We start from the raw sequence: 21,614 nt of genomic DNA, 5'->3' as shown, positions 1-21,614 counted from the left end.
TGCCCAAGGCGATCTTGAAGATCCATGCGCGGCATACCAGTCAAATCCGCCCAGCAGGTGAGGGAGGTCACATCACTCCCCGGGCTTGTCGAGCCCTTCCCACCGTCTCGCCTGATTGATCACATCCGTGATCATCCTCAAGCTGTCCGCCGAGAGGCCGTTGGCTCGAAGCGCAAGGCCGCGGACGTCGCTGTCGGCTACGGCCTCGATGAGTTCCATGGAGGCGCGCACCTTCTCGGCCTCCTCGGCGTCGTAGTCCGAGAAGAAGTACTGCTCTTTGACATGGAAGTGGCCGGCCAGTCGTTCCACCGTCGTGTAGGTGGGGTTGGACTTCGCACCGGTCCGCAGCTGCGAGATCGCACTCTCGGACACGGAGATCGCCCGGGCGACCTCGGCATTGATGTAGCGCTTGCCGGTCTCCGGGTTCGTCACGGTCTGGAACAGGTGGTTGAGCTTGTCGGCGAATGAGCGCCGAGCGTCGGCCGCGCCGCCGGGCGCCTCCGCCGGTCCGCTGGACTCCACCATCACCGACTCCTCTCATCTAGACGCCGACTCCGGACTGTACTGCAGTGTAGTTCCCAGGGCCAAAGGCCGAGGCGCTTCACTTCAGTGTTGACAGACTGGGATCACTCTGGCGTAGGTTTTCGATCACAGCTTCACTGAAGTGTTGTGACGCCGACGGGGTGCGGTAAGCGCTCCTTGCCCGGCCGTCGTGGCCTACGTACGCGCTAGGACTCGCCCATGCTCGCTCCACCCCCGTCGCAGCAGCTCACGCGACTTCTACAGGGTTTAAGAACCAACTCTGGACCTTGACGCGGAGCCGTGCGTATGTTCGTCGTGCCCCGCCGGGCAGACCGCCCGCGCGGACGAGCACAGGAGCAATGACGTGCACAACCTCCGGGCCTCATAGGTCCCAGGACACAGCGACGGCGCCCGAGAGCGGCAACTCCCGGACGCCGGACGCTTAACGGCTGTACCGCCCCGGCAAGGGCGGAGATCGCCACCATCACCACGCTGATCCCTTCCACGGGGCGTCTCAGCGTGGCAACACCAAAGGAGATTCTTGCATGCGCTCCGCCCTGCGCAAAAGGTCCTACCGTCCGGCCTGCGCGGCAGCTAGCTCCGCCTCGGCGCCTCAGCGCCCCGAGCCGGACCGCACCATCCAGGCCCCCGCGAGCCGCCCCGCCCGCCCGCTTGCCGGGAGCGGCCGATGAGCAGCGAAGCTCGCGAGTGGGTGTGGGAGCACAGCTCCAGCCGAGGGGCCGCGCGTCTGGTCCTGCTGTCGATCGCCGACCGGGTGGCCGACGACCAGTGCATCTCCTGGGCCTCCCTGTCCAGCCTGGCCAAGCGCACGCACGCCTCGGTCTCCACGGTGCGCGAAGCCATCGAACGCCTCGTCCTCGCCGGCGAGCTGGAACAGCTCGACGACCTGGTGGGCCCGCAGCGCAGCACGGTCTACCGCCTGCCGCTCGCCGCCGAAGCAGTCGCACAGGCGCTGCGAGAGCAGCGGGAGGAAACGGGCGACACGGCGGTGCCGGACGAGCCCACTGGTCCTGCCAAGCTCCGGCTGTCAGCGCTGCGGCGGTACGGAATCCGCCCGCGTGAGGTGCCGGAATCCCCCGCCAGGGTCCGGAAACCGGCAGTGCCGGAAACCGGCAGGTCCAGGCGGAAACCCGCACAGCGGCGTACCGGCCACCGGCACAGCGATGTACCGGCCACCGGCACACAGAACCGTAGTGAACCTGATTTGAACCGGAGGTACAGCAGTAGTGGTGGTGCTGCGGTCACCTCGGCTGCCGAGTGGCAGGTCGACCCCGCCACCCACACCTGGGCCCGCCAGCAGGGACACCTCGACCGCCTCGGCGAGCATGGCCTGCAGGCCGCCGACGCGAAGTGGCGTGCCCACCGGGCGGCCCACGCCCCGAGGCCGGCGGAAGCCTGGGCTGCCGACTGGCGCTCCTGGATCACCCGGGAACACGCCCCCAACCGCCCGAACCTCTACGCCGTGCCCGGCCAGAACACCGCCGCGCCCGGTGGCATGACGCGGGCCGAGAAGCACACCGCCGCCCTTCTCGCCGCCCTGGACGAGCCGACCGGAACGGAGGGCTGACCGTGGACCGCCGCGAAATCGCCGCCCTGCTGGCCTACATCGGCCGACTCGACCCCCGCAGCATCCGCACCGACGAGGGCGAGGCCCGCGACCAGCTCGCCCAGTGGCACGAGCTGCTCGGCGACGTGCCGATGGCCACCCCGCACGGCTGGGACGCCCGCATCGCCGCACGCCAGCACTACCGCACCTCGCCGTACCAGATCCAACCCGCAGACGTGGTCCGCCCCTGGGAGAGCTACCGGCGCAACCGCCTGGCCCTCCACTGGGACCCCACACCGTCCGCGGACCCGGACGACCAGGCCGCCTGGACCGCAGAGCTGGTCGACACCCGCCGCGCTGTCGCCGCCGGCATAGCGCAGCCCGCGTATGCCCCGGCCATCACCAGCAGCCAGGAGGGGATCAACCCGAGGCTGCAGGCTCGGCTGGACCAGATCGGCTCCTGCATACCGCCCGCCGCCCGCGCCGCTCTCGCACCGTTCCGGCCCGCCCGGGCAGCACGCGAAGCCGCCGTCGCGCAAGGGCTGCCCGATGCCCTGAGCGTGCGATGCGAGTGGTGTCTGGCCCCGGTCGGCGAGCCGTGCCGGCGCCGCCGGATCGGCCCCAACGACGGGGTACGCGCCATCACGCCGCGCGCCACCCCGCACCCCGGCCGTGTGGACCTCGCCGCCCAGCAGGCCCAGCACGCCGAGCAGGCCCAGCTGCCCGCCCTGGCCTGACCGGCGCCTCCGGCGCGTGCATCCCGTCCGCTGCACCGCCGCAACCTCACCGTCCCGCACCGGATGCGGCGCACACCCACGCGCCGCAGCCGGCGCCCGACGCCGCACCCGCCAGGCACTGCGCCAGCCGGCCGGGGTGGCAGCACATCGGAGACTCGCCTTGCGCCACATCACCACCCACGACGCGCCGGCCACCGGCCTGCGCGGCATCGGAGACACCAGCTGGCACGTCCGCGGAGCGTGCCACGGCATGGACGTCGAGGACGCCGACGCCGTGTTCTTCCCCGGGCCCCGGGATCACGAGGAGATCGCGGAGGCGAAGGAGCTGTGCGGCTGGTGCCCCGTCCGCCGCGCGTGCCTGAACTTCGCCCTGGAGAACGTCCTCAAGGAGGGCGTCTGGGGCGGGCTCACCGAAGCCGAGCGGCGCCCGCTGCACGACAACCTGCACCGGCGCCTGGACTACCGGCGTGTGACCGCCTTCTTCCAGGGACGCGACGTGCACCTGACGGAAGCCGAGCGGCAGGTGGCCATCGACCACGCCTATGTCCGGGGCTGGCAGCCCGACCGGCTCGCCGCCGCCCTGCAGATCAGCCACAAGCACGCCCGAGACCTGCTCCGGCAAGCGGCCAACAAGGTCTTCGACCGGGACCGCAACTACGGCGTGCCCCGCTCCAAGAAGAAGCGGAAGAAGACCTCCAAGGCCAAGGGCACCCCCGCGCCCGCAGCTCCCGGCACTCAGCAGCCGACAGGCCGCCTGGCGGCGTCGACCCCGGCGCACGCCCCTCTCGGAAAGGCAGCATGACCCACCCTGTCCTCGCCTTCGGTGCTACTTCGGACCTCCCTCTCCTCCTCGCCGCCGCCGTGCCCGCCGCCCTCGCGCTCGTGCTGACCGCCTGGGCGATCCGGCGCCGGGGAACCCGCCCGCGGAAACGTCTCGGCGGCCCGGCGGTCAAGGTCGCCGCCGTCGCCGCCCTGGGCTGCACCGCCTACAGCGCCGACACCAGCTGGCGCTTCGCGGCCGACTACCTCGACATGGCCGGCACCGCCGAGCGCGCCGGCATGTTCGCTGCCGCCGAACTCGCCCTATTCGCCACCGCGCTGATGGCACGGCAGAACCTCGCCGTCCAGGGCGCTCCCGGCCTGCCGGGCACGCTGGTCTGGGTGATCACCACAGTGCAGGTGATCCCCGCCTACGCCGAGAGCGGCCCCATCGGCGGCACGGTCCGCGCCTTCGTCGGACCGGTCATGGCGGCGATGCTGTGGCACCTGGCCATGGGCATCGAACTGCGCCTGCGCACCCCGGGTGCAGCCTCGAACGGACTGCTCGCCGTCCTGGGCCGGGAGGCACGCGAGCGGCTGCTGTCCCGCCTGGGCATCGCCGCGCGGGACCGCGACGCCGCGCTGATCACCCGGGACCGGGCCACCGCCCGTGCGGTCACCCTCGCCGCCCGCCTCGCCGAGCGCACACCCGAGCAGCAGCAGAGCCGTCGCGGCCGGCGACTGACGCGACGCCTGTCGAAGGCGGTCGGCAGGGCTTCGGTCGGCACCGACCCTCACCAGCGGGCGCAGCTGCTCGACCAGCTCGCCGCTCGGCGACACGCGCTGGCGCTCGCCACGGTCCCGCTCCCTTCTCCCTGGTCCCCGGCGCACAGCAGCGCATCGGCGGCCACGGTCCCCGTACAGCCGACATCGGATGTGCCGGTCCCCGTCCCCGGTCCCGACGGTTCCGACGAGCCGGTCCCGGACCGAGGACCGAGGGCTCCTCGGAGCCCCGTCCCCGAGAACCCGGAAGCCGAGGTCGCCGCAAGGACCAAGGGCGACGCAACGGGAACGTTCGCGGAAACCAAGCCCTCTGAAGACGGTGCGGTCCCAGGGACCGTGCTCGCCGGACCGGGAGCCGCAGCGCGGGACGCAGCGGCCATGAGGACCGACCACAGCACGCGAGAAGTGGCAGCTCAGGACCCGGATTCTCATCGGGGACCGGGCATCACGAAGTCGGGGACCGAGACCACCGAGGACCGAGGACCGACCGCCCCACAGTCCGGGACCGAAACCACCCAGGACCGAGGACCGACCGCCCCACAGTCCGGGACCGAAACCACCCAGGACCGAGGACACAAGGTCCCGCTTCGCCGGAAGCCGACCAGGACCTCCCGGACGAAGAACAAGGACAAGCGTGCACGGTCCCGCTCGCAGACGGAGCGCCAGGCACGCGAGCTGGGTGAATCCGAGCGCCAGCTTGTCCGTGAGGTGCGTCCCCATGTGCCGGCTCTGCTCAAACGTGACGGCAACGGCGCGGTCACCCGAGTGCAGCTGCGCGAAATCATCCGCCGCCAGGGCCTGACGGGTGTCGGTAACGACCGACTCGGCCTGGTCCTCCAGGAGCTGCGGAACGCGGACATCACGACGGCGAGGAGCACCGCCCGATGAAGACCTGCCACCAGTTCAAGACGGTCCGCGCCGAGTACGAGCGCGAGATCGGATTCATGCTCGCTCACTCCGAGCGGCATGCGGGCAGGCCGGCGGCGAAGTCCAGCGCGAAGCAGGCAGCCTCGGCGAAACAGCGGATGGCCCGCGCGCTCAACAGCCACGTCGGACGCTGCCCCGAATGCGGCTGAACCGGCAAATCCCAGCACAAGGCCCGTATCCGTAAAGGTGGCCCGGCTCCACGCCGGGCCACCGCCCCGCTTAGGAGGTACGCCATGATTCCTCGTCCCCCTCGCTTTTCCGGGCCCACCACCGCCGAGGCCGGTGCCTGGGCGGACGTCTTGGTCCGTCGGCGACTCCTCCACGCCGTCGTCCTCACGCCGACCGGGCAGTGGCTCGTCCAGGACCGTCCCAACAGACCGGTTCGCGTCCTTGCCAGCCCAGCCGAAGTTCTCGCGCTGGCCGCAACCATCCAGCAACGCACCCGCTCTACGAGGCCCGAATCTCAATGACGAACGCACCCAAGAACGGCACCACCCAGGAACCTGATCGCGGCTCCAACTCGGTCTCGGGGCGAGCAAGTTATCGCAAGAGCATTGCTCCCGAGGGGAGCAATGCTCTTGCGTTCCCCGCCCCTGGAGTGGCGGGAGCGGAACGGCACCGGGAGGCGCCGATCCGTGAGGATGCGACCGAGGGCGGCTCGCATCCCGAGGAGCAGGACCAGCACGCCTGCCACAGTGCGCACTACACGCACACCGCCCCTTCAAAGCCGCATGTGCAACAGCGTGAGCGCCTGCGCGACGAGAACAAGCGCATGCGCCAGCCCAGCTGCCGCATGAACGACGACGAGTACCAACTCCTAGCTCGTGCAGCCGCCGTGTGCCACATGAGCGTAGCCAGTTTCCTCGCCCACGCCGCTCTCAAAGCCGCCCACGATCTCGACCGTACGGCGGCGGAAATCGCCGCCCAACGAGAAGTCCACAACGAGCTCTTCGCTGTGCGCCGGCACCTCGGCCACATCGGCAACAACGTCAACCAGGTAGCTAAGGCCGCCAACTCCGGTGCCGACGTCCCCTACGCCGAAGCCGTACTCGGCGCCGTCCAGCGCGCCACCCAGCGCGTGGACGCCTTCATCCAGCACTACCTCGACACCGAAAGGCGAACCGGTTGATCCCTCGCGTCCACAAGCGTGGCTCGAACACGTTCGGCCTGCTCATCTACCTCTACGGCAAAGGGACCCATGAGGAGCACGTCGATCCGCATCTCGTGGCGGCATGGGACAGCTTCGCTCCCGACCCCGGTCGCGATCCTCAAGCTACGAAGAGACAGTTGCAGCAGCTCCTGGACCAGCCCGTCCAGACGCTCGCGGAGTCGCGCCGCCCGGCTTTGCACGTCTGGCACCTATCCGTCCGGGCCGCACCCGACGACCCGGTTCTCTCCGACGAGCAATGGGGGGAGATCGCCCGACGCATGGTCGCCGCGACCGGCATCGCTCCGGCCGCCGACGAGGCGGGATGCCGCTGGGCAGCCGTGCGCCACGCCGACGACCACATCCACATCATCGCCACGCTCGTCCGCGAAGACGGCCGGCGCCCCCGACTCAACAACGACGCCAAGCGATCCCAGGCCGAAGCCCGCCTGATCGAAGCCGAGTACGGGCTCAAGCAGCTCAGCACCGGGGACGGAACCGCAGCGCAACGACCGACCAGCGCCGAGCGCCACAAGGCCCAGCGCCAGGGCCGCGAGCGCACCGCCCGCGAGGAACTGCGGGAATCCGTGCGGCGTGCGGTGGCCGGCGCGAGAAGCGACGAGGAGTTCTTCGACCGCCTCGCCGCCGCTGGCCTCCTGATCCGCAAGCGCGCCGCGCCCTCCGGTGACCTGCTCGGATACAAGGTCGCCCTGCCCGACGACCTGAACAAGGACGGCGAGCCGGTGTTCTACCCCGGCGCGCGCCTCGCTCCCGACCTGTCCTTGCCTCGCATCCGCGAGCGGTGGTCCGGTGATGCGCAGGATGTCCCTGCGGCCCGGCGGGAGGAAGCGATTCGTACGGGGCCGGGCAGTCCGGCCGCCGCGCGCCGCGGCACGGCATCGGCCGTGTGGAAGGCCGTGCTCGTCGTCGAACACGGCGAGGACGGGGTCGCCGCCGCCCACATCGCCGCGGTCGGCGAGGTCCTGGACGCCCTCGCGAAGACGTCCGCCGCTCACACCCGCCGCGAACTGCACGACGCCGCAACGGCCTTCGAACGGGCCTCGCGCTCTCACGTCCGCGCCGTACGCGGGCACGATCGAGCCCTGCGACAGGCCGCCCGCGACCTCGTCCAGGGCGGCCCGGCCCTCGGCCGCGGTGAGGACGGAGCCACCACGGCGATGGCGATCGACATGCTGTTCTTCCTGATCACCGCCACCGCGCACTGGCACGCCCGGAAGGGCCACGCCCAGCAGGCCGAGGCCGCCACCCGAGCTGCCGAACACCTGCGCACCGCTTACCAGGCCGCCTCGGCCCAGCCGCTCGGTGTGCTATACCAGCGCGGCCGACGTCTGAGCCGGCCGATGCTCCAGCGGCAGACCGCGCTGCTGCGCGAGGCGCTACCGGAACTGGCCGAGCAGATCCTCGCCGAACCCGGCTGGTACGCCCTGGCCGCGACCATCACGGAAGCCGAAGCCGCCGGCCACGACCCGGCCGCCCTCCTGTCCGACGTTGCCGCTCGGCGCGAACTGGGCACCGCGGACTCCATCAGCGACGTGCTCGTATGGCGGATGCGACGGACAGCCGACCTGCCCGCCGATGCCTCCCAGCTTCCCGAGACCAGCACCGCAGCGAACCGGTCCGCGACGCGCAGGGCGACGACCAGGCCCTCCGCGCCCGGCAGGCGGCGCAGCGGAGAGGAGTCACCGCGTCAGGCCCGATAAGTACACCAGACGGCACGCAGGCTCCCCGGATCGCCGCTGTGCCGTACCGAGACATGCGTCGTGGCCTCCTCGTCGCCCGGGCAGCCGAGAGGCCACACCCGTGCTGACCTGGCCGAAGGGACTGTGGACGTTGTGAATTGAAACCGCCGACGGCGTGGGGCACGATCATGAAACGCGCAGGACGAGGTGCCGAGGTAGAGGAGGACGCCAGGGTGTTTCACCGAATACGCCGCAGGGCCAAGGGGCCGAGCGGAGCTCAGAAACGGTTCGCCGAGCTGCACGCGCAGATGCAGGGACAGGTCCCGCCCGGCATCGGAGTGCCGGCGCCCGAGCCGCAGCCCGCCGAGCCGACCGCCATCGTGGACGACTTCCTCCCGCCGGAGCTGCGGGTGCCGAGCCACGACCAGATCGAGGGCAAGATGATGCCGTGGAAGCAGCCCCTGGTCCTCGACGGCGAGATGGCCACCTGCGCCGAGTGCGGCGCGTACCGGGACTGGCTCATCCTCTCCACCCGCGGTGAGATCTGGCTGCGCTGCAGGGCCGGACACCAGCAACTGGAGACGCGCATCGACACCGCCTGGTACAACCGGCACTCCGGGCCGGCGGACTCGACGCACGCCACGTTCGAGGACTGCCTGCGCCACCTCGGGCACTGACCACCACTCCTACGACCCCACCGGGCCCGCGGGCCCGCACTGACCACCCGTCGCCTAGCACCAAGGGGTCAGTTCCGTCATGCGCGTTCGCGTCGCCACCACCGCACTCGGCATCACCGCCGCCCTCCTCGCCGTGCCCGCCTGCTCCACCGACACCCCCGGGTCCAAGCACAGGACCGCCTCCTCCCGTACGGGAAAGCCGACCGAGGTCGCCCAGGAGCCGGCCGCGCTCTCCTCGGCCGCGCTCGAGTCCCGCCTGCTCGACCCGCGCGACCTCGGCAGCGGCTACCTTCCCCAGCCGGAGCGTCCGGCCCAGCACGATGACGTCACCTTCCTCGGCTGCCCGGCCCTGAGCGAGTTGGGCGGTGACGCGGCGACTGGCGGCACACTCGCCTTCCCGCACAAGACGAAGGCGGACTTCACCTACGGCTACAGCTCCTCGGAGATCTCCGAGGAGCTGTACAGCGACAGCGTGAAGAAGCTCTCCGACGGCACCGGCCGGATCTTCGATGCCATGACAGGCTGCCCGGCCTATCAGGTCGTCGCCGGTGGCACCCAGGTCGACGTGACCTCGCAGAAGCTGCCCGCGCCCAGCGTCGGCGGTGATGAGCAGTGGAGCCTGCTTCTGACGTACATCGCCGGGGGCCGGAGCACCGTGGTCAAGCAGACCGCGATCCGCGACGGCAGCCTGCTGCTGGTCCTCTCCGGCTCCCCGGCCCTCGTCGACCGCCACCTCGACAAGGCCCTCGCCAAGGCCACGGCAACGAGCTGACCTGCGTGCACGTCACGCTACTGCCTCCGACCGTCGCGGTCGGGGGCAGCAGTGCGTTATGGGCTAAGCACTAACGACCCGACCGGCCACTTCGCCCAGGAAACAAGAAAGTCCGGCACCCCCAACTGGGAGGATGCCGGACTGCGATCGTCGAGAGGGGTGCGCGGGACGTTAGATGGCCGGCGCGCGCAGGAGGCGCTCCTGGGTGGCCTCGGGCAGGACCCGCCGCAGGACCGGTGCGGTCGAGCTGAGGGAGGCGGCGAAGGCGGCGACGAGATCGTGCGGGACGCTGGCGGCGAACGAGGCCACCCACAGAAGCGGGGCGCCGAGTACGGGCTCGGCCCACGCCTGCCATCCGGCCGGTCTAGTCTCGTCGTCCTCGGCGGACAGGGCCCGTAGGTCGCCGTCCTGGATGAGGGGCGGCACCTCCCCCAGGCTGATGTGCGAGGTGAACGTCGGGTCCATCGCCGCCGCCTCGGGTTGGTCGATGTCGCGGAACCAGCCGTGGGCGGCGACAGCGTCAAGGACCAGCTCGGTTCCGGCGAGCGCCGAGGCAGGCTGGTTGCTTGCGTCGAGCGCGACGAGGAAGTCGACCACCGCCTCGCCGGGGACGTCACGGGTGAAGTAGGCCGACCACTGGGCGAGCGGGCTGCTCGTCCCGGCTCGGGCGGAGATCTGCCAGGCGATCGGCAGCCCACCCAGGTGGAACGGCTCGTCCGCCAGCCCCCACTGGGCCCAACGCAAGGCGTCGGGGCTGATGTGCAGGACGGTGCTGCGCAGGACCTGGCGGTCCTCCGGTTCTTCGTCCGGCTCGTGCCGTCCGCGGACGATCGTCAGGCTCGTCCAGCCCAGGCCGGCGAGCGCGTCGGCGACGACGTCGTAGAGGCGTCCATCGTCACCGGCTAGGTGCCGGGGGCCGACCCAGAACGCGGGCTGGCCGCCGCGCGGGGCGGACGGGTCGGGCGGAAGGTCGGGGTACAGGGGCGCCTCCAAGGGCTCGGTGCGTGTCTAGTTGCCGCCGGCACGGCGGCGAGGGCGGCGCGGGGGCGCCTGGACGGGGCCCTGCCACGTCAGGGCGATGGCGACCTCCGGCGGAAGGTGGCCGAGCTGTGCGTCCTCGTCCCGCCCTTCGGCGAGGTAGACAACGGTCCGGCCGGTCTCGTCGACTGACTGCAGGACCTGCGCCAAGCGGTGCGCCATCGGGAAGAACGGGTTCATGGCCTGGCGGACCGGAGCGCTCCGGTCGCAGCCGGACAACAGATCGATGAGATCGCCGACGGTCATCTCCGGGGACGTCACGGACAGCCTCCTGGGGTTCGAGGGAAACGGGGGCGGTGGAGCCGGGCCGGCCTACGGCACCGCCAGCGCTCATAGGACGGGCGCTATGTATCGGTGGCCGCGCTGTCAGAGGCGGCGTGAGGTCTGCAGCACCCTCGCCACGGTGGCGGCGACGATGTCGGCCGGCGTCTCGGTGTCGAACGACATGTGGTAGCCGCGGACCTGAGCGGTGCCGGTGACAGCGATCTTCCGCCCCTCGCCGTCCGTGCCGGGTCGGCCGTGCGGAAACCAACCGAGGTAGAACCGGCCGTCCTTGGAGCTGACGTGCACGTCCGCGCGATCATCAACGATCAGGTGGAAGTCCTCGGCCGAGAACTGGTCCAAGACCAGAGTCGGCTGACCGGGGCCGAGCTGCCACTCCCGCAGTCGCAGGGCCTCGACAGTGGTGGCGAAACCGGGGCCCGCAGGGGCTACGGTCACGAGCAATCACCTCTCTGACCTGGGGTTTCTTGCAAGGTCGTCTACGTTGACATGCTCTCGCCCCCGTTGGCCAGTCTTTCCCGGAACATTTCTGTCTGCCCCCGGCGAACTGCCGTCCGTCGACAGCTGTGGGATCTCAGATGCTGTGGCCGAATCTCACGTCAGCTGGCCAATCAACGGCCGTTTGGCCACGAATCCGAGACCGACGGCTCAGCCTGTGTTCGCTCTACGGAGCGAGTCGACGCGAGATCAGCTGGATCTGGTACGGGTAGGCAGCCGCACCTCCAGCACGGCTCTCGTCAGCTGCGATTCCTGGTGTCGCCTCAGCCAGGACCGGCGCCGAACTTGATCGATATGGCCCCGAGATCACACGGTTTCGCTACCGTCATGTGCACAGTCGCCGTTCATGACGCCGTTGTACCGGAAAGTGACGAATGTTCATCGAGAAGCTGGTGCTGGAGAACTTCAAGTGCTTCGGGCCGGGGCGCACTTCCCTCCGCCTGGACCGGGGGATGACTGCCTTCATAGGCGCCAATGGTTCGGGCAAAACCGCGGCCTGCGAGGCGCTACTGCGGTTGTTCGGGATATCCGGGCAGGAGCGGTCCGTACGTGTAGACGACTTTCACGTGCCCGTCGGCGAGACCGACCCGCCCGCCAGCCGCGAGCTCACGATCGAAGCGGTGCTCGCCTTCCCCGAACTCGACGGCAACGGGGAGAACGACGAAGTCGGAGAAGCCGACGATGGTGATGCCGTGGAGGATGCGGAGCGCCAGCAACAGGCCGGCGCATCCCGAGCGGTCCCGGAGTTCTTCCGGCGCATGGCCGCCACGGAGGATGGCGACCTGAAGGTCCGGGTGGCACTCCGGGCCGAATGGGTCGATGACGGCACGGTGGAGGGCGCGATCACCGAGTCACGCGTGATCGTCAACACCCTTGCCGAGGAGTACGACGAGGACGACTACGTGCAGCTGACTGCTGCGGAGCGCAGTCGTATCCAGATGATCTACATCCCGGCCTCCCGTGACGGCGTGCGTCAGGTGACGGCCTTTCTCCGCAGCCGGCTGTGGCGCGCTGCGCAGTGGTCAACTGGCCTGCGTGACCTCGTCAGTGGCCACGCGGCTGAAGTCGCTGAGAAGTTCACCGAAGAGCCCGTGGTCCAGGCGGTCGAAGGCGCACTGACAGCCCGGTGGCAGGAACTGCACGACGCGGGGATGCACTCGGATCCGAAGCTGCGACTCCTCGACGGCGACTTCAACCAGCTGGTCCGCGATTCCGAACTCGTCTTCGAGCCCGACCACAACAGCCGGCCCAGGCCAGCCCGCATGCTGAGCGACGGGCAGCGGTCGCTGCTGCACCTCGCACTGGTGGCGGCAGCTATCGACGTCGAGGCAGCGGTCTCTGCCGGCCAGCACATGGATGACTTCACACTGCAAGCCGCTCACCTGCCGCACCTGACCCTGATCGCGGTCGAGGAACCCGAGAACAGCCTTTCGCCGTTCTTCCTGTCCCGGATCGTCAGCCAGATGCAGGACCTGAGCGGCACTACGGCGACACAGACGATCCTCTCCAGCCACTCCGCCAGTGTCATGCCCCGCATCCGGCCCGAAGACGTCCGATACTTCCGCACGGAGCCAGCCGCCGCGACCACATCGGTCCGCGAGATTACCCTCCCCGGCGACACCACCGAGGCGGGCAAGTACGTACGCGAGGCGGTGCGCGCCCACCCGGAGCTGTACTTCGCCAAGTTCGTGGTGCTCGGCGAAGGCGACACCGAGCAGCTCGTCATCCCCCGGATCGCCCAGGCTCACGGTGTGCAGCTGGACCCGTCGTTCATCGCGATGGTGCCACTCGATGGCCGACACACCAACCACATGTGGAGGCTGCTCAATGACCTGGACATCCCCCATGCCACCCTGCTGGACCTCGACTATGGCAAAGTCGGCGCGGGCCCGGCCCGGCTACGTGATGCCTGCAACCGCCTCATGGACAACGGGTTGGACCCACTGGAAGGTCTCGCCGACTACGACGAGGTCGACGACATCCACGACGGCCTCCGTCTCAAGCACATCAAGCCGATCCTGAAACACCTGCGCGCATTCGCCGTCTTTTACTCCGAGCCGCTCGACCTCGACTACGCCATGTTGTGGGCGTTCGAAAACGCCTACAGACACCTTGAAGCCAACCAGCGCGGGCCGGATTCCAGTGATCCGACCATCACGGTCCTGGGAGAGAAGGGGACCAGGCCGCTCTACTGGAATGAGAAACGGGCCGAGTGGTTGCGGTGGTACCGCTACCTGTTCCTGTCGCGTTCAAAACCGAGCACCCATTTGAGCGCACTCGGCCGCCTGAGTGACGAGGAGCTCCGGCTGAACGCGCCGGAGGTGCTCGTGGCCCTCGTAGAGCACATCCGGAAGAAGGTGTCATTGTGAGCGCTTCCGACCGCCTCGTCCCGACGAGAACGCCGACGCTGCGCCCAACGACCCTGATCTCTGTGGAAGATTGGCGCCCGGCCGGTATCGAGGATCTGGAACCGGCCGCGTGGGAGGCCCTGCGGGACACCGGGAATGTGGCGGTCGTGGCCGGGCCGGGCGCGGGCAAGACGGAGTTCCTCGCTCAGCGCGCCGCCTATCTGCTGCAGACCGGGCTGTGCCCGTGGCCGCAGCACATTCTGGCGATCTCCTTCAAACGGGACGCTGCCGCCAACCTCGGCCGCCGGGTCACCGCCCGCGTCCCGGAACACGCCAGCCGCTTCGCGTCTATGACCTTCGACGCATTCACCAAGGGACTGGTGGATCGGTTCGCGCCGGCCCTTCCACGGGACTGGCGGATGTGCCACGGGTACGACATCCGCATGGCGCCCGACTCCGAGGTGAGGGCATTCCTCAACACCGTCGCCTTCTCGGCGCCACAGACGCTGGCCGGGCAAGTCGGGTTCCAGCCGGGACGCTTCGTCTCCGACATTGTCGGGGGATGGAACCTGCCCGAGAGCGTGCCGACGGACGACGCCGTCGACGCCGTCTCCTACGCCGCACGCGAGTGGTGGCGCGCCCGCTACCTGCGGCCAGGGAAGGCGGAAGTCGACTTCGTCATGCTCAACCGGCTCGCCGAGCTGCTGGTCCGTGCGGTGCCGAGGCTCCGCCGCGCCCTACGGATGACCTACCCCATAGTGTTCGTCGACGAATTCCAGGACACGACCAGCGCGCAGTTCTCCTTCCTCACATCAGTGTTCGGCGAGGAGACCGCGGTGACCACAGTCGGGGACAGCAAACAACGGATCATGGGCTGGGCCGGCGCTGTGCCCGAAGCCGTCCAGCGCTTCACCAGCACGTTCCAAGCCACCACCTACTGGCTGGCCTGGAACTTCCGCTCCAGCGACGCCCTGGTCGAACTCCAGCACGTGATCGCCAGCAAACTCGATCCGACCACAGTGCGGGCCACCTCGAAAGCGACCACCGAGGACGGGCACGAGCCGGCCGTGCTGTGGACGTTCTCCGGCGGAGATAGGGAAGCGAGGTTCATCGCCGACTGGATCGCCCGGGATATCGCCAACTCGGACCGTGCGCCAGCAGACTTCGCGCTCATCGCACGACAGAGAATCAAGGACTTCGAGCCGCTGTTTCGGGCTCGCCTCGCAGCACACGGCATCCGAGTCCGCAACGACGACGCACGGGTCGGCAAGATGACCCTCCAAGACCTGCTGAAAAGCGATACGACTCGCCTGTTCGTGGGGCTGCTCCGGCTGGCGCACCAGCCTCGTGGCCTCGCCGCCGTGTGGCAGGAGGTATCGGCGATTCTCGAGCGTGTACACGGCGCAACCGATGACGAGACGGCCCAGCAGCGTGTCGGCGAGGACTTGAGCGACCTGACCACCCGGCTCCGTGCCTGGCTTCAGGCCCACCCGCCATCCGACACGTCCGCGGCCGACGCCGTCCGAAAGGTGCTCGATCTCGTGGACAGCGCGGCCCTGCGCCGCTACGTGAAGGCCACGGCACCCGGTGAGGAGTTCGATCTCGTCACCGGCGCATTCGAGGCGCGCCTTGAGACGGTGCTTGACGGCGCAGACGACTGGGGTGTGGTGCTCGACGAGTTCGAGTCCGCCGATGCCGTCGTCTTGCTCACCACCCACCGCAGCAAGGGCCTCGAATACCACACCGTGTTCTTCCTCGGTATTCACGGCAGGCAGTGGTGGGCGCTCGGAAGCGACCCGCGTGAAGGGACATCGACCTTCTTCGTGGGTCTGTCCAGGGCAGCTCAACGGCTGGTCTTCACCACGGACCGGTCGGAGCGCACCGGCCCAATCGCAGCCTTCTTCGCGATGCTCACCGAGGCGGGAGTGCCCGAGGTCGATCAAGGATAGGGACAGGCCCGTGAGACTGCTCCATCCGACACAGTGTGAGACGCCTTGAGAAGCCGCAGGTCCCAGCCTCGCTGTAGGACGCGAGCAACGAGATCCCACAACAGCTGTGGCATCTCAGATTCCGTGGCCCTAACGCCAGCTGCCCCGGCGCACTCCCGCGCGGGGACTACGCCGTACAGCCCGTCGGCGACCTTGTCCCGAGTCGGGACAGGTATCCCACGATGACTTTGCTGCTGGTTCCCCAAGCGTCACCAGCCCGAAGAGGGACACCGCCCCCTATGGGCTTCACAGGCTCTCTGGCGAGCCTGCCTCATCCGCTAGCGAGACGGATCTCGAAGCATCGGTCCGCCAGAGCCCCCCAAGGTCGGCAAGGTGCTGGCGAAGGGCGCCGCGCTGCTCCTCAAGGTCCTGCGAGGCGGGAGACAGAAGATAGACATTGTCTCGATAGGGACGGAAACCCAGGCTCTCCCACCCCTGGGCAATTTTGGCGTTCACGCGGTCCCACTCGGCTCTGGCCGTCAGCCGATGGCTGCTGAGATCGGTGATGCCGGGCGAACAGGCTACGGCCCGGCAGCCGGCCATGAGCCGGGTGATCACCTCGCAGGCAAGCACGGCCGCCAGGCCGTGCCCGCGCCATGGCGGATCCAGCGTCACGCGATTCATGACGAGCAGCGCTGAGCCGACGTACTCCAACTGTTCGCTGACTTCGTCGGTGAAAGAACCCGTCTCGGGATCAAGGAGGACCTGTGCGGTCTCGTACCGTTCCTCCGACTCCTCCTCCATGGCCCAGTAGGCGTTGCGGCCCCGGTCGAGGTGCACCCGGTAGAACGTCATGGAGCTGACGACTACGTCCTCGACCGTGCACGAGAAGCAATCAGCAGTCGTACACCCGCTGGAGCTGACCGGCTCGTGATGTTCACCATGAGCGCGTCGGCGGTGCAGGACGGCCACGTTCCAGCACTCCAGCTTGTCCGCCTGGGGAGTGTCCCAGAGTCCGTCGTCGTAGGAGATGCGCAGGTGTAGCTCGGAGGGGTCGCCTGGCAGCGGGGAGGGCTCGGTCACGGCCGCAGCGTAACGAGGTGTCCGCGCGTTTGTGGATAACGGAGCCCCAGCTCAGAGATGGCGTGCCCACACCCACGCCGAAGCGAGGAGTTCGCGCGCTGGGACCCGCGGTCCTTCGCCGAGCTGAAGGCCAGCTATTCCTCCTGTCCCGTCCGCGGCAGCTCACCACACGCGCGTCACGGTCACTACGGCATGCCTCGTCGTCCCCGCCAGCACCTCGACGAGCAGTCCGGACTCCACCGCCGTGAACGACTCGCCCCCAGCCGCCCGACCTCGCGCGGCCGGAGCAACGGCCACCAGCGCCGCCGCGACCTGCGCGGCCAGCTGCGCCCCGAGCCGCTGAGACAATGCAACACGGCCGTCAGGCAACCGCACCGCCAGCGCCCGCGGCCGACCCGCCGCCCCCGTGAACCCCACCACCTCCGCGTCGATCGTCTCCGCGTGTCTGACCTTCTTCCACGACGACGACCGACCCGCCCGGTACGGCGACCGCCCCGACTTCGCCACCACCCCCTCCACACCGGAGCCGGTCAGCGTCTCGTACCAAACCCGGGCGACCTCCACGTCTTCCGTCGCCGACACTGCCTGAATTGGCGACCCCTCCGGCAGCCCGGCCACCATGTCCAGCATCAAGGCGCGCCGCTCCTCATACGGACGCGCCCTCACGTCCCCGGTGGGCAACGACAAAACGTCCCACACGATGAGCAGCGCAGGGTGCCGCGCCACCAGCTCCCGCGACCGTGCAGGCGAGGAAGCCGCCCGAGCCTGAGCGGCCTCGAACGACACCCGCCCGTCAACCACGACGACTGCCTCGCCGTCCAGGACGACACCAGGCGGCAGGGCCATCCCCGCCACGGCAAGATCCATCCAGGGCGTCGTCACGTCCCGACCCGACCGCGCTTGAAGTCGAACCGTCTCAGCCAGCCGCCACAAAACTGTCCGGTGACCGTCGAGCTTCACTTCATACCACCAGCGCGGCTCGGTCGGCAGTTGCGGCACCAGCTCGGCCAGGGCAACGTCGACAGGGAACTCCACCCCGCCACCCTCAAACGCCGCCCGGGCCGCCCGCGCGCCGGGCTACTCCAGCAGGCCCAGCCGCGTGTCCGGCCGACACTTCGAGCACGCCGGAACCTGCTGACGTATCGCGTCGCGTGCCTGCTCCCGCGTCGCCGGCATCTGGCGCTTACCCGGGTCCCAGTAGTCCCCCGTGTGCACCGCCACCAGGCTGCTCCGGTCAAGGCCCCGCTCGATCAGCCACTCCGGGGGCGGCAGTCGCCGCTCCTCGGCCTGCCGTCGCTCGGCCTCGCGACGCTCCTCGTCCGCGATCCACCGGTCTAGCTGCCGAAGGCTCGCCCGCGCCTGCTGCTCGACCACGCGGCGCGTGAACTGCAGCAGTTCCAGACGGGACGGAGTATCGCTCACACGTTCGATTATAGAGGGGCGGTTCACAAACACCGAGGTCCCCACATCCAGGAGGACGCTGTTGGCGGTCGCGAACAGCGTGTCCAGCTGGGGCTGCGGGGGCTCCGTGTAGTGAAGAAGGGTGGGTGCGGTCAGCTCCCGGTGTTGTCTTCTGTGTGGCTGTCGGTGCGACTGCGGCGTGCCACGGTGAGGGCGCCTCCACCGGCCGCGATCAGAACGGCCGCGCCGCCGATCAGCCACGGCGTGGCGTCAGCACCGGTGTGGGCGAGGGAGCCCGTCGGCGTCTTCGGTGTGGAGTCGCCGACCGGGGTGGCTGCGATGGCGGAAGTGTCGGTTTCCGGTGTGTCGCTATCCGTTACGGACGGCGTGGCCCTGTCCGTACCGCTGTTCGGCTTGCCTGGGCTGGAGGAGGGGGTGTCGGTGGGCGTGTGCGTGGGCTTACCCGAGGGTTCGGGCTTCGGGGTCGTGGTGGTCTTGGCGTTGGTGACGGTCACGGTCACCGGGTCGCCGGGACCAGCGGTGAACGTCTTGGTGGGCTTGTACAGGTCGTAGCCGGCAGGGGCTTTGATCTCTTTGACCCAGAACTGGGCCTTCCGGCTCGACATGGGCAGCTCTCCGGAGGCCGTGCCCTTAGCTCCCGTGGTCAGAGTGAGCAGCGTCGAGCTGCCGGTGCCGATGTTCACGGTCGCGCCGGGCAGGAGCTTGCCGGTCTTGTCGTCCTTGGCCTGCAGGAGGACCTTGGCGGCCTTGAACGGATCGGTGATCGTCAGCCGGGTGGTCGCGCCCGGGGTGACGATGACGTCCTGGTCGGCGACGACCTCGTGCAGCGGGCTGCCGGAGGCCGTCTCCTTGAGCCGGTAGACGCCGGGCGCGAGGTCGGAGAAGGTCAGCTTTCCCTGTGCGTCGGTCTTCCCGTGTCCGGCTACCTGGCCGGCGGAGTCGAGCAGCAGGAACACGGCGCCGGGCAGGGCGTCTCCGGCTGTGTCCCTGGTGGTGATCTCGACGCTGCCCGCGTCCGCGGCCGGAGTCTCGGCAGCGGCGGAGGCTGAGGGGGTCGGTTCGGTGGGCTCGGCACTCGCGGCCGGTGCCCAGGTGAGGGTGCCGGCCGCGGCGACGGCGATGGCGGCGGCGGATCGGACGAGATGTGCGTGCACGAGGAAGGGGACTCCTTGATCGGTCGGGGAAGGTCAGCGGGCGCGGCCGGCGGGGTGGGGTGCGGACGGCAGAGCGGGCGGCAGATGGCTGGGCGGCTGCGGGGTTGCAGCCGGTGCGACGTAGAGGTGACGACGGGTGTGGAAGGGGATCTGCTTCACGGCCCGGTGCAGCGGTTCGGTGGAGATCAGCGAGGCGGTGAAAGCCGCGGCGAGGGTGGTGGGCGCGCCGGCAGAGAACTGGGCCTGCCAGTGCGGTTCGCTCGGGTATCCGCCCCAGGCCCGCCAGACCGGACCGTCGGACCCAGTGGTGGCGTACCGGTGGCGCACACCGCCAAGGCCCTCTGGTGGCAGAAAGGTCTGCGTACCGTCCGTTTTGACGCTGTGGCTCCAGCCGTGGGTGAGGAGCGGCGTGTACACCTCTTGCGGGGCCGTCGGATCCTCGACCAGGTGGTTCTTGTCGCTGTGGCGGTCTTCCAGGTACAGGTCGAGCAGTTCGGTGTGGACGTCGCGCAGGAGCTCGGCGGGGGTGGTGGCGTCGAAGGTGATCTCCCAGGCCCGCGGGCCGAAGGGGGCACGGTCCATGCCGATGGTCCACGTGTCTGCGCCTCGCTCCTCGGGCTTGGGAGCGAAGCGGGTCCACAGCCGGGCGCAGGGGCTGATGGCGAACACCATCCCTTCGAGTCCCTGGTGAAGGTGCCATCCGTCGTCGAAGGGGAAGGCCCAGATCGTCTCCAGGTCTGCCTGGCCGGGACCGGCGAGGTGACGCGGGAGAACTCTCACGGTCTGGGCAGGGTCGAGACTGTTGAAGGGGTCGCGTGGTGGGTCGGGCAACACGAGGAGATGCTCCTGCTGAGTAGGTGGCGCGGGGATCGGGACGAGGCTCAGCGGGTGCGGGCCCCGGCGGGGACGGTCGGCGGAGCTGGAGTGCTGCGCGGCGTGGGGCCGGCCGCACGCTTGGGCGCGGAGGCAGCCCAGGCGCCGGGGAACCAGACGGCCGTGTACTGCTCGATGGCGTCGCGCAACCTGGTGGTGACGGCTCCGTCCCACGGGGGGCGGCCGGGGCGGTGGTAGGTGCCGAAGGTGCCGTACTGCTTGGTGTTCGGAGGGGTGTTGGTGGCTTCGTCGCGGCGGTGGAAGGTTCCGTGGTCCACGAAGCTGAGTGCCACCGCGTCGATCTCCCCGCGTTCCGGGTGGACGACTGCGACACGCAGCCCGCCGTAGGTGTCCGCGTGGATGGTGCGGGTGAAGTCAATCCGCAAACGCAGCGGCGTGCCCGGCACGGGGGCGGCGTAGTAGGTGTTGCCCACGACGGCGTGCTCGTGGAAAGGAAGGCACAGCTCGGTGAAGAACTCGGGAGCCTGCAGGAACACGAGGGTCTCCGGTCGGAGTTGAGTGGAGTCAGCGGCGTTGGCCGGGCAGGGCATGTCGGCTGGTGGTGCTCCAGCACGGAACGCTGGCCGCGGGAAGCGCGGCCGGGCGGCGGGACGCTGCGGCCCGCCGGACGTCGAGCGGGGTGGGCGTCGGCGGAGAGGGCGGGTGGATCGGGGAAGTCTGGGCGTGGTCCTTGACGTAGCTGGAAGTGTCGTCCCGCCATCGAGGCAGGGGTGCGGGGTCGGCCACGGCCTCGGTCACAGCTCGCAGAAGGGCTGCGGGGGTGTCGGTGCTGGCCGTGGCGTACCAGTAGGGCCGAGCTGAGGAGGTGCCGGCCCACAGGTGCCAGCGCGCGTCGCGGGTTTCCAGCTCGATCGGCGGGTCGAGGTCGCCGGTGGTGTATTCCAGCGTGGCGAGCCCGTCGGGTGCGGTGATGGCGAAGGTCCTTAGATCCGGGCGGTCGAAGCACCAGCCTCGGTTGATGAGCGGGTCAACGGCCTGGAACGGGTCACGGTCGGTGCTTCCGGCAAGCGGGCGGGCAAGGTAGCGGTCTGGGCCCTGCCGGTACGCCTCGGCGAGGGCGGTGGTGAAGGCAGTGACGAACTCCGTGGGCGCGCTGTCGTTGAAGCAGACGCCCCAGGCCGGTGGGCCGAAGGCGTCCTTGTAGGCGTTGATGCGCCACAGGCCGTCGTCGTCGCCTTCGGGGAGGTAGCCGAGGCGGACCTTGCCGTCGGGGGCCGTGAGGTAGGCGTTGCCGAGGTGGTCGTGGTGCAGATCCCAGCCGAGGTCGTGCAGCGGGTCGAGGCCGGGGTCGCTGACCGCGGTGGAGCGGGCCAGGTGGCGTGGGAAGACGTAGACGTCGCCGTCGATGGTGTCGTGGTCGTCGTGGGGCACTGAAT

22 protein-coding genes are annotated in these 21,614 nt (G+C 69.5%); 11 read left to right on the top strand and 11 right to left on the bottom strand.

Going from position 1 to position 21,614, the window contains the following annotated elements:
* Positions 1-72: 72 nt before the first annotated feature.
* Entirely contained in the window at positions 73-525 is a 453-nt protein-coding gene (locus AC07FV_RS24445) for a helix-turn-helix domain-containing protein (protein ID WP_479089398.1), read from the bottom strand.
* A 685-nt stretch (positions 526-1,210) separates the two neighbouring features.
* Between AC07FV_RS24445 and AC07FV_RS24440 the strand changes: the two genes are divergently transcribed.
* The 9 genes from AC07FV_RS24440 (at position 1,211) to AC07FV_RS24400 (ending at position 9,591) form a co-directional block, all read left to right on the top strand.
* Positions 1,211-2,110, top strand: a complete 900-nt coding sequence (locus tag AC07FV_RS24440) for a helix-turn-helix domain-containing protein (protein WP_479089397.1) — start codon at positions 1,211-1,213, stop codon at positions 2,108-2,110.
* 2 nt (positions 2,111-2,112) lie between these two features.
* Positions 2,113-2,826 (top strand): zinc finger domain-containing protein, encoded by a 714-nt coding sequence (locus AC07FV_RS24435; protein ID WP_479089396.1) that lies wholly within the window; start codon positions 2,113-2,115, stop codon positions 2,824-2,826.
* Positions 2,827-2,986: 160 nt separating this feature from the next.
* On the top strand, positions 2,987-3,628 hold the full coding sequence (locus AC07FV_RS24430; protein ID WP_479089395.1) for a WhiB family transcriptional regulator: 642 nt from the start codon (positions 2,987-2,989) through the stop codon (positions 3,626-3,628).
* Entirely contained in the window at positions 3,625-5,256 is a 1,632-nt protein-coding gene (locus tag AC07FV_RS24425; RefSeq protein WP_479089394.1) for a hypothetical protein, read from the top strand. The genes AC07FV_RS24430 and AC07FV_RS24425 overlap by 4 nt, the downstream gene beginning before the upstream one ends.
* Entirely contained in the window at positions 5,253-5,444 is a 192-nt protein-coding gene (locus AC07FV_RS24420; RefSeq protein WP_007491133.1) for a hypothetical protein, read from the top strand. Before AC07FV_RS24425 ends, AC07FV_RS24420 begins: the two co-directional genes overlap by 4 nt.
* A 317-nt stretch (positions 5,445-5,761) precedes the next feature.
* Positions 5,762-6,424, top strand: a complete 663-nt coding sequence (locus AC07FV_RS24415; protein WP_469643560.1) for a plasmid mobilization protein — start codon at positions 5,762-5,764, stop codon at positions 6,422-6,424.
* On the top strand, positions 6,421-8,163 hold the full coding sequence (locus tag AC07FV_RS24410; protein WP_469643564.1) for a relaxase/mobilization nuclease domain-containing protein: 1,743 nt from the start codon (positions 6,421-6,423) through the stop codon (positions 8,161-8,163). The genes AC07FV_RS24415 and AC07FV_RS24410 overlap by 4 nt, the downstream gene beginning before the upstream one ends.
* 212 nt (positions 8,164-8,375) lie before the next feature.
* Positions 8,376-8,819, top strand: coding sequence for a hypothetical protein (locus tag AC07FV_RS24405; RefSeq protein WP_479089393.1), 444 nt, complete (start codon positions 8,376-8,378; stop codon positions 8,817-8,819).
* 79 nt (positions 8,820-8,898) lie between these two features.
* Complete coding sequence (locus AC07FV_RS24400; RefSeq protein ID WP_479089392.1) at positions 8,899-9,591, top strand: hypothetical protein; 693 nt, start codon at positions 8,899-8,901, stop codon at positions 9,589-9,591.
* A 171-nt stretch (positions 9,592-9,762) separates the two neighbouring features.
* Here the strand turns inward: AC07FV_RS24400 and AC07FV_RS24395 are convergent, their stop codons facing one another.
* The 3 genes from AC07FV_RS24395 to AC07FV_RS24385 form a co-directional block, all read right to left on the bottom strand.
* Positions 9,763-10,584, bottom strand: coding sequence for an SPDY domain-containing protein (locus AC07FV_RS24395; RefSeq protein ID WP_479089391.1), 822 nt, complete (start codon positions 10,582-10,584; stop codon positions 9,763-9,765).
* Between the two features lie 15 nt (positions 10,585-10,599).
* Complete coding sequence (locus tag AC07FV_RS24390; RefSeq protein ID WP_054100434.1) at positions 10,600-10,890, bottom strand: hypothetical protein; 291 nt, start codon at positions 10,888-10,890, stop codon at positions 10,600-10,602.
* Between the two features lie 105 nt (positions 10,891-10,995).
* Entirely contained in the window at positions 10,996-11,349 is a 354-nt protein-coding gene (locus AC07FV_RS24385; protein WP_479089390.1) for an SPDY domain-containing protein, read from the bottom strand.
* Between the two features lie 434 nt (positions 11,350-11,783).
* On the opposite strand from AC07FV_RS24385, the gene AC07FV_RS24380 reads away from it, so the two are divergent.
* Both AC07FV_RS24380 and AC07FV_RS24375 read left to right on the top strand, forming a co-directional pair.
* Entirely contained in the window at positions 11,784-13,778 is a 1,995-nt protein-coding gene (locus tag AC07FV_RS24380) for an ATP-dependent nuclease (RefSeq protein WP_479089389.1), read from the top strand.
* A complete protein-coding gene (locus AC07FV_RS24375; protein ID WP_479089388.1) occupies positions 13,775-15,706 on the top strand; it encodes a UvrD-helicase domain-containing protein in 1,932 nt (643 codons plus the stop codon). Before AC07FV_RS24380 ends, AC07FV_RS24375 begins: the two co-directional genes overlap by 4 nt.
* 285 nt (positions 15,707-15,991) lie before the next feature.
* On the opposite strand, the gene AC07FV_RS24370 is transcribed toward AC07FV_RS24375, so the two are convergent.
* From AC07FV_RS24370 to AC07FV_RS24340, 7 genes are all read right to left on the bottom strand, one after another.
* Positions 15,992-16,768, bottom strand: a complete 777-nt coding sequence (locus AC07FV_RS24370; protein WP_479089387.1) for a hypothetical protein — start codon at positions 16,766-16,768, stop codon at positions 15,992-15,994.
* 162 nt (positions 16,769-16,930) lie between these two features.
* The gene (locus tag AC07FV_RS24365) at positions 16,931-17,803 is read right to left on the bottom strand and encodes an ATP-dependent DNA ligase (protein ID WP_479089386.1); all 873 of its coding nucleotides are present in this window, start codon (positions 17,801-17,803) and stop codon (positions 16,931-16,933) included.
* Between the two features lie 42 nt (positions 17,804-17,845).
* The gene (locus AC07FV_RS24360; RefSeq protein ID WP_479089385.1) at positions 17,846-18,190 is read right to left on the bottom strand and encodes a DUF6233 domain-containing protein; all 345 of its coding nucleotides are present in this window, start codon (positions 18,188-18,190) and stop codon (positions 17,846-17,848) included.
* 131 nt (positions 18,191-18,321) lie between these two features.
* Positions 18,322-19,344: a SpaA isopeptide-forming pilin-related protein gene (locus AC07FV_RS24355; RefSeq protein ID WP_479089384.1), complete on the bottom strand. Its 1,023-nt coding sequence runs from the start codon at positions 19,342-19,344 to the stop codon at positions 18,322-18,324.
* A 33-nt stretch (positions 19,345-19,377) separates the two neighbouring features.
* Entirely contained in the window at positions 19,378-20,124 is a 747-nt protein-coding gene (locus AC07FV_RS24350) for an SPDY domain-containing protein (protein WP_479089383.1), read from the bottom strand.
* Between the two features lie 101 nt (positions 20,125-20,225).
* Entirely contained in the window at positions 20,226-20,714 is a 489-nt protein-coding gene (locus AC07FV_RS24345) for a hypothetical protein (protein WP_479089382.1), read from the bottom strand.
* A 28-nt stretch (positions 20,715-20,742) separates the two neighbouring features.
* Positions 20,743-21,609, bottom strand: a complete 867-nt coding sequence (locus AC07FV_RS24340) for an SPDY domain-containing protein (protein WP_469643589.1) — start codon at positions 21,607-21,609, stop codon at positions 20,743-20,745.
* Between the last annotated feature and the right edge of the window lie 5 nt (positions 21,610-21,614).

It is taken from the genome of Streptomyces sp. NPDC045956 (assembly GCF_056430705.1).
The sequence above is the reverse complement of the archived record's forward strand: the minus strand, read 5'-3'. Positions and strand labels throughout refer to the sequence as shown.

What these genes read in the sequence shown, in the direction of transcription:
- AC07FV_RS24445 (WP_479089398.1), bottom strand. Translation starts at nt 525, where the DNA reads ATGGTGGAGTCCAGCGGACCGGCGGAGGCGCCCGGCGGCGCGGCCGAC.
- AC07FV_RS24440 (WP_479089397.1), top strand. Translation starts at nt 1,211, where the DNA reads ATGAGCAGCGAAGCTCGCGAGTGGGTGTGGGAGCACAGCTCCAGCCGA.
- AC07FV_RS24425 (WP_479089394.1), top strand. Translation starts at nt 3,625, where the DNA reads ATGACCCACCCTGTCCTCGCCTTCGGTGCTACTTCGGACCTCCCTCTC.
- AC07FV_RS24420 (WP_007491133.1), top strand. Translation starts at nt 5,253, where the DNA reads ATGAAGACCTGCCACCAGTTCAAGACGGTCCGCGCCGAGTACGAGCGC.
- AC07FV_RS24415 (WP_469643560.1), top strand. Translation starts at nt 5,762, where the DNA reads ATGACGAACGCACCCAAGAACGGCACCACCCAGGAACCTGATCGCGGC.
- AC07FV_RS24400 (WP_479089392.1), top strand. Translation starts at nt 8,899, where the DNA reads ATGCGCGTTCGCGTCGCCACCACCGCACTCGGCATCACCGCCGCCCTC.
- AC07FV_RS24380 (WP_479089389.1), top strand. Translation starts at nt 11,784, where the DNA reads ATGTTCATCGAGAAGCTGGTGCTGGAGAACTTCAAGTGCTTCGGGCCG.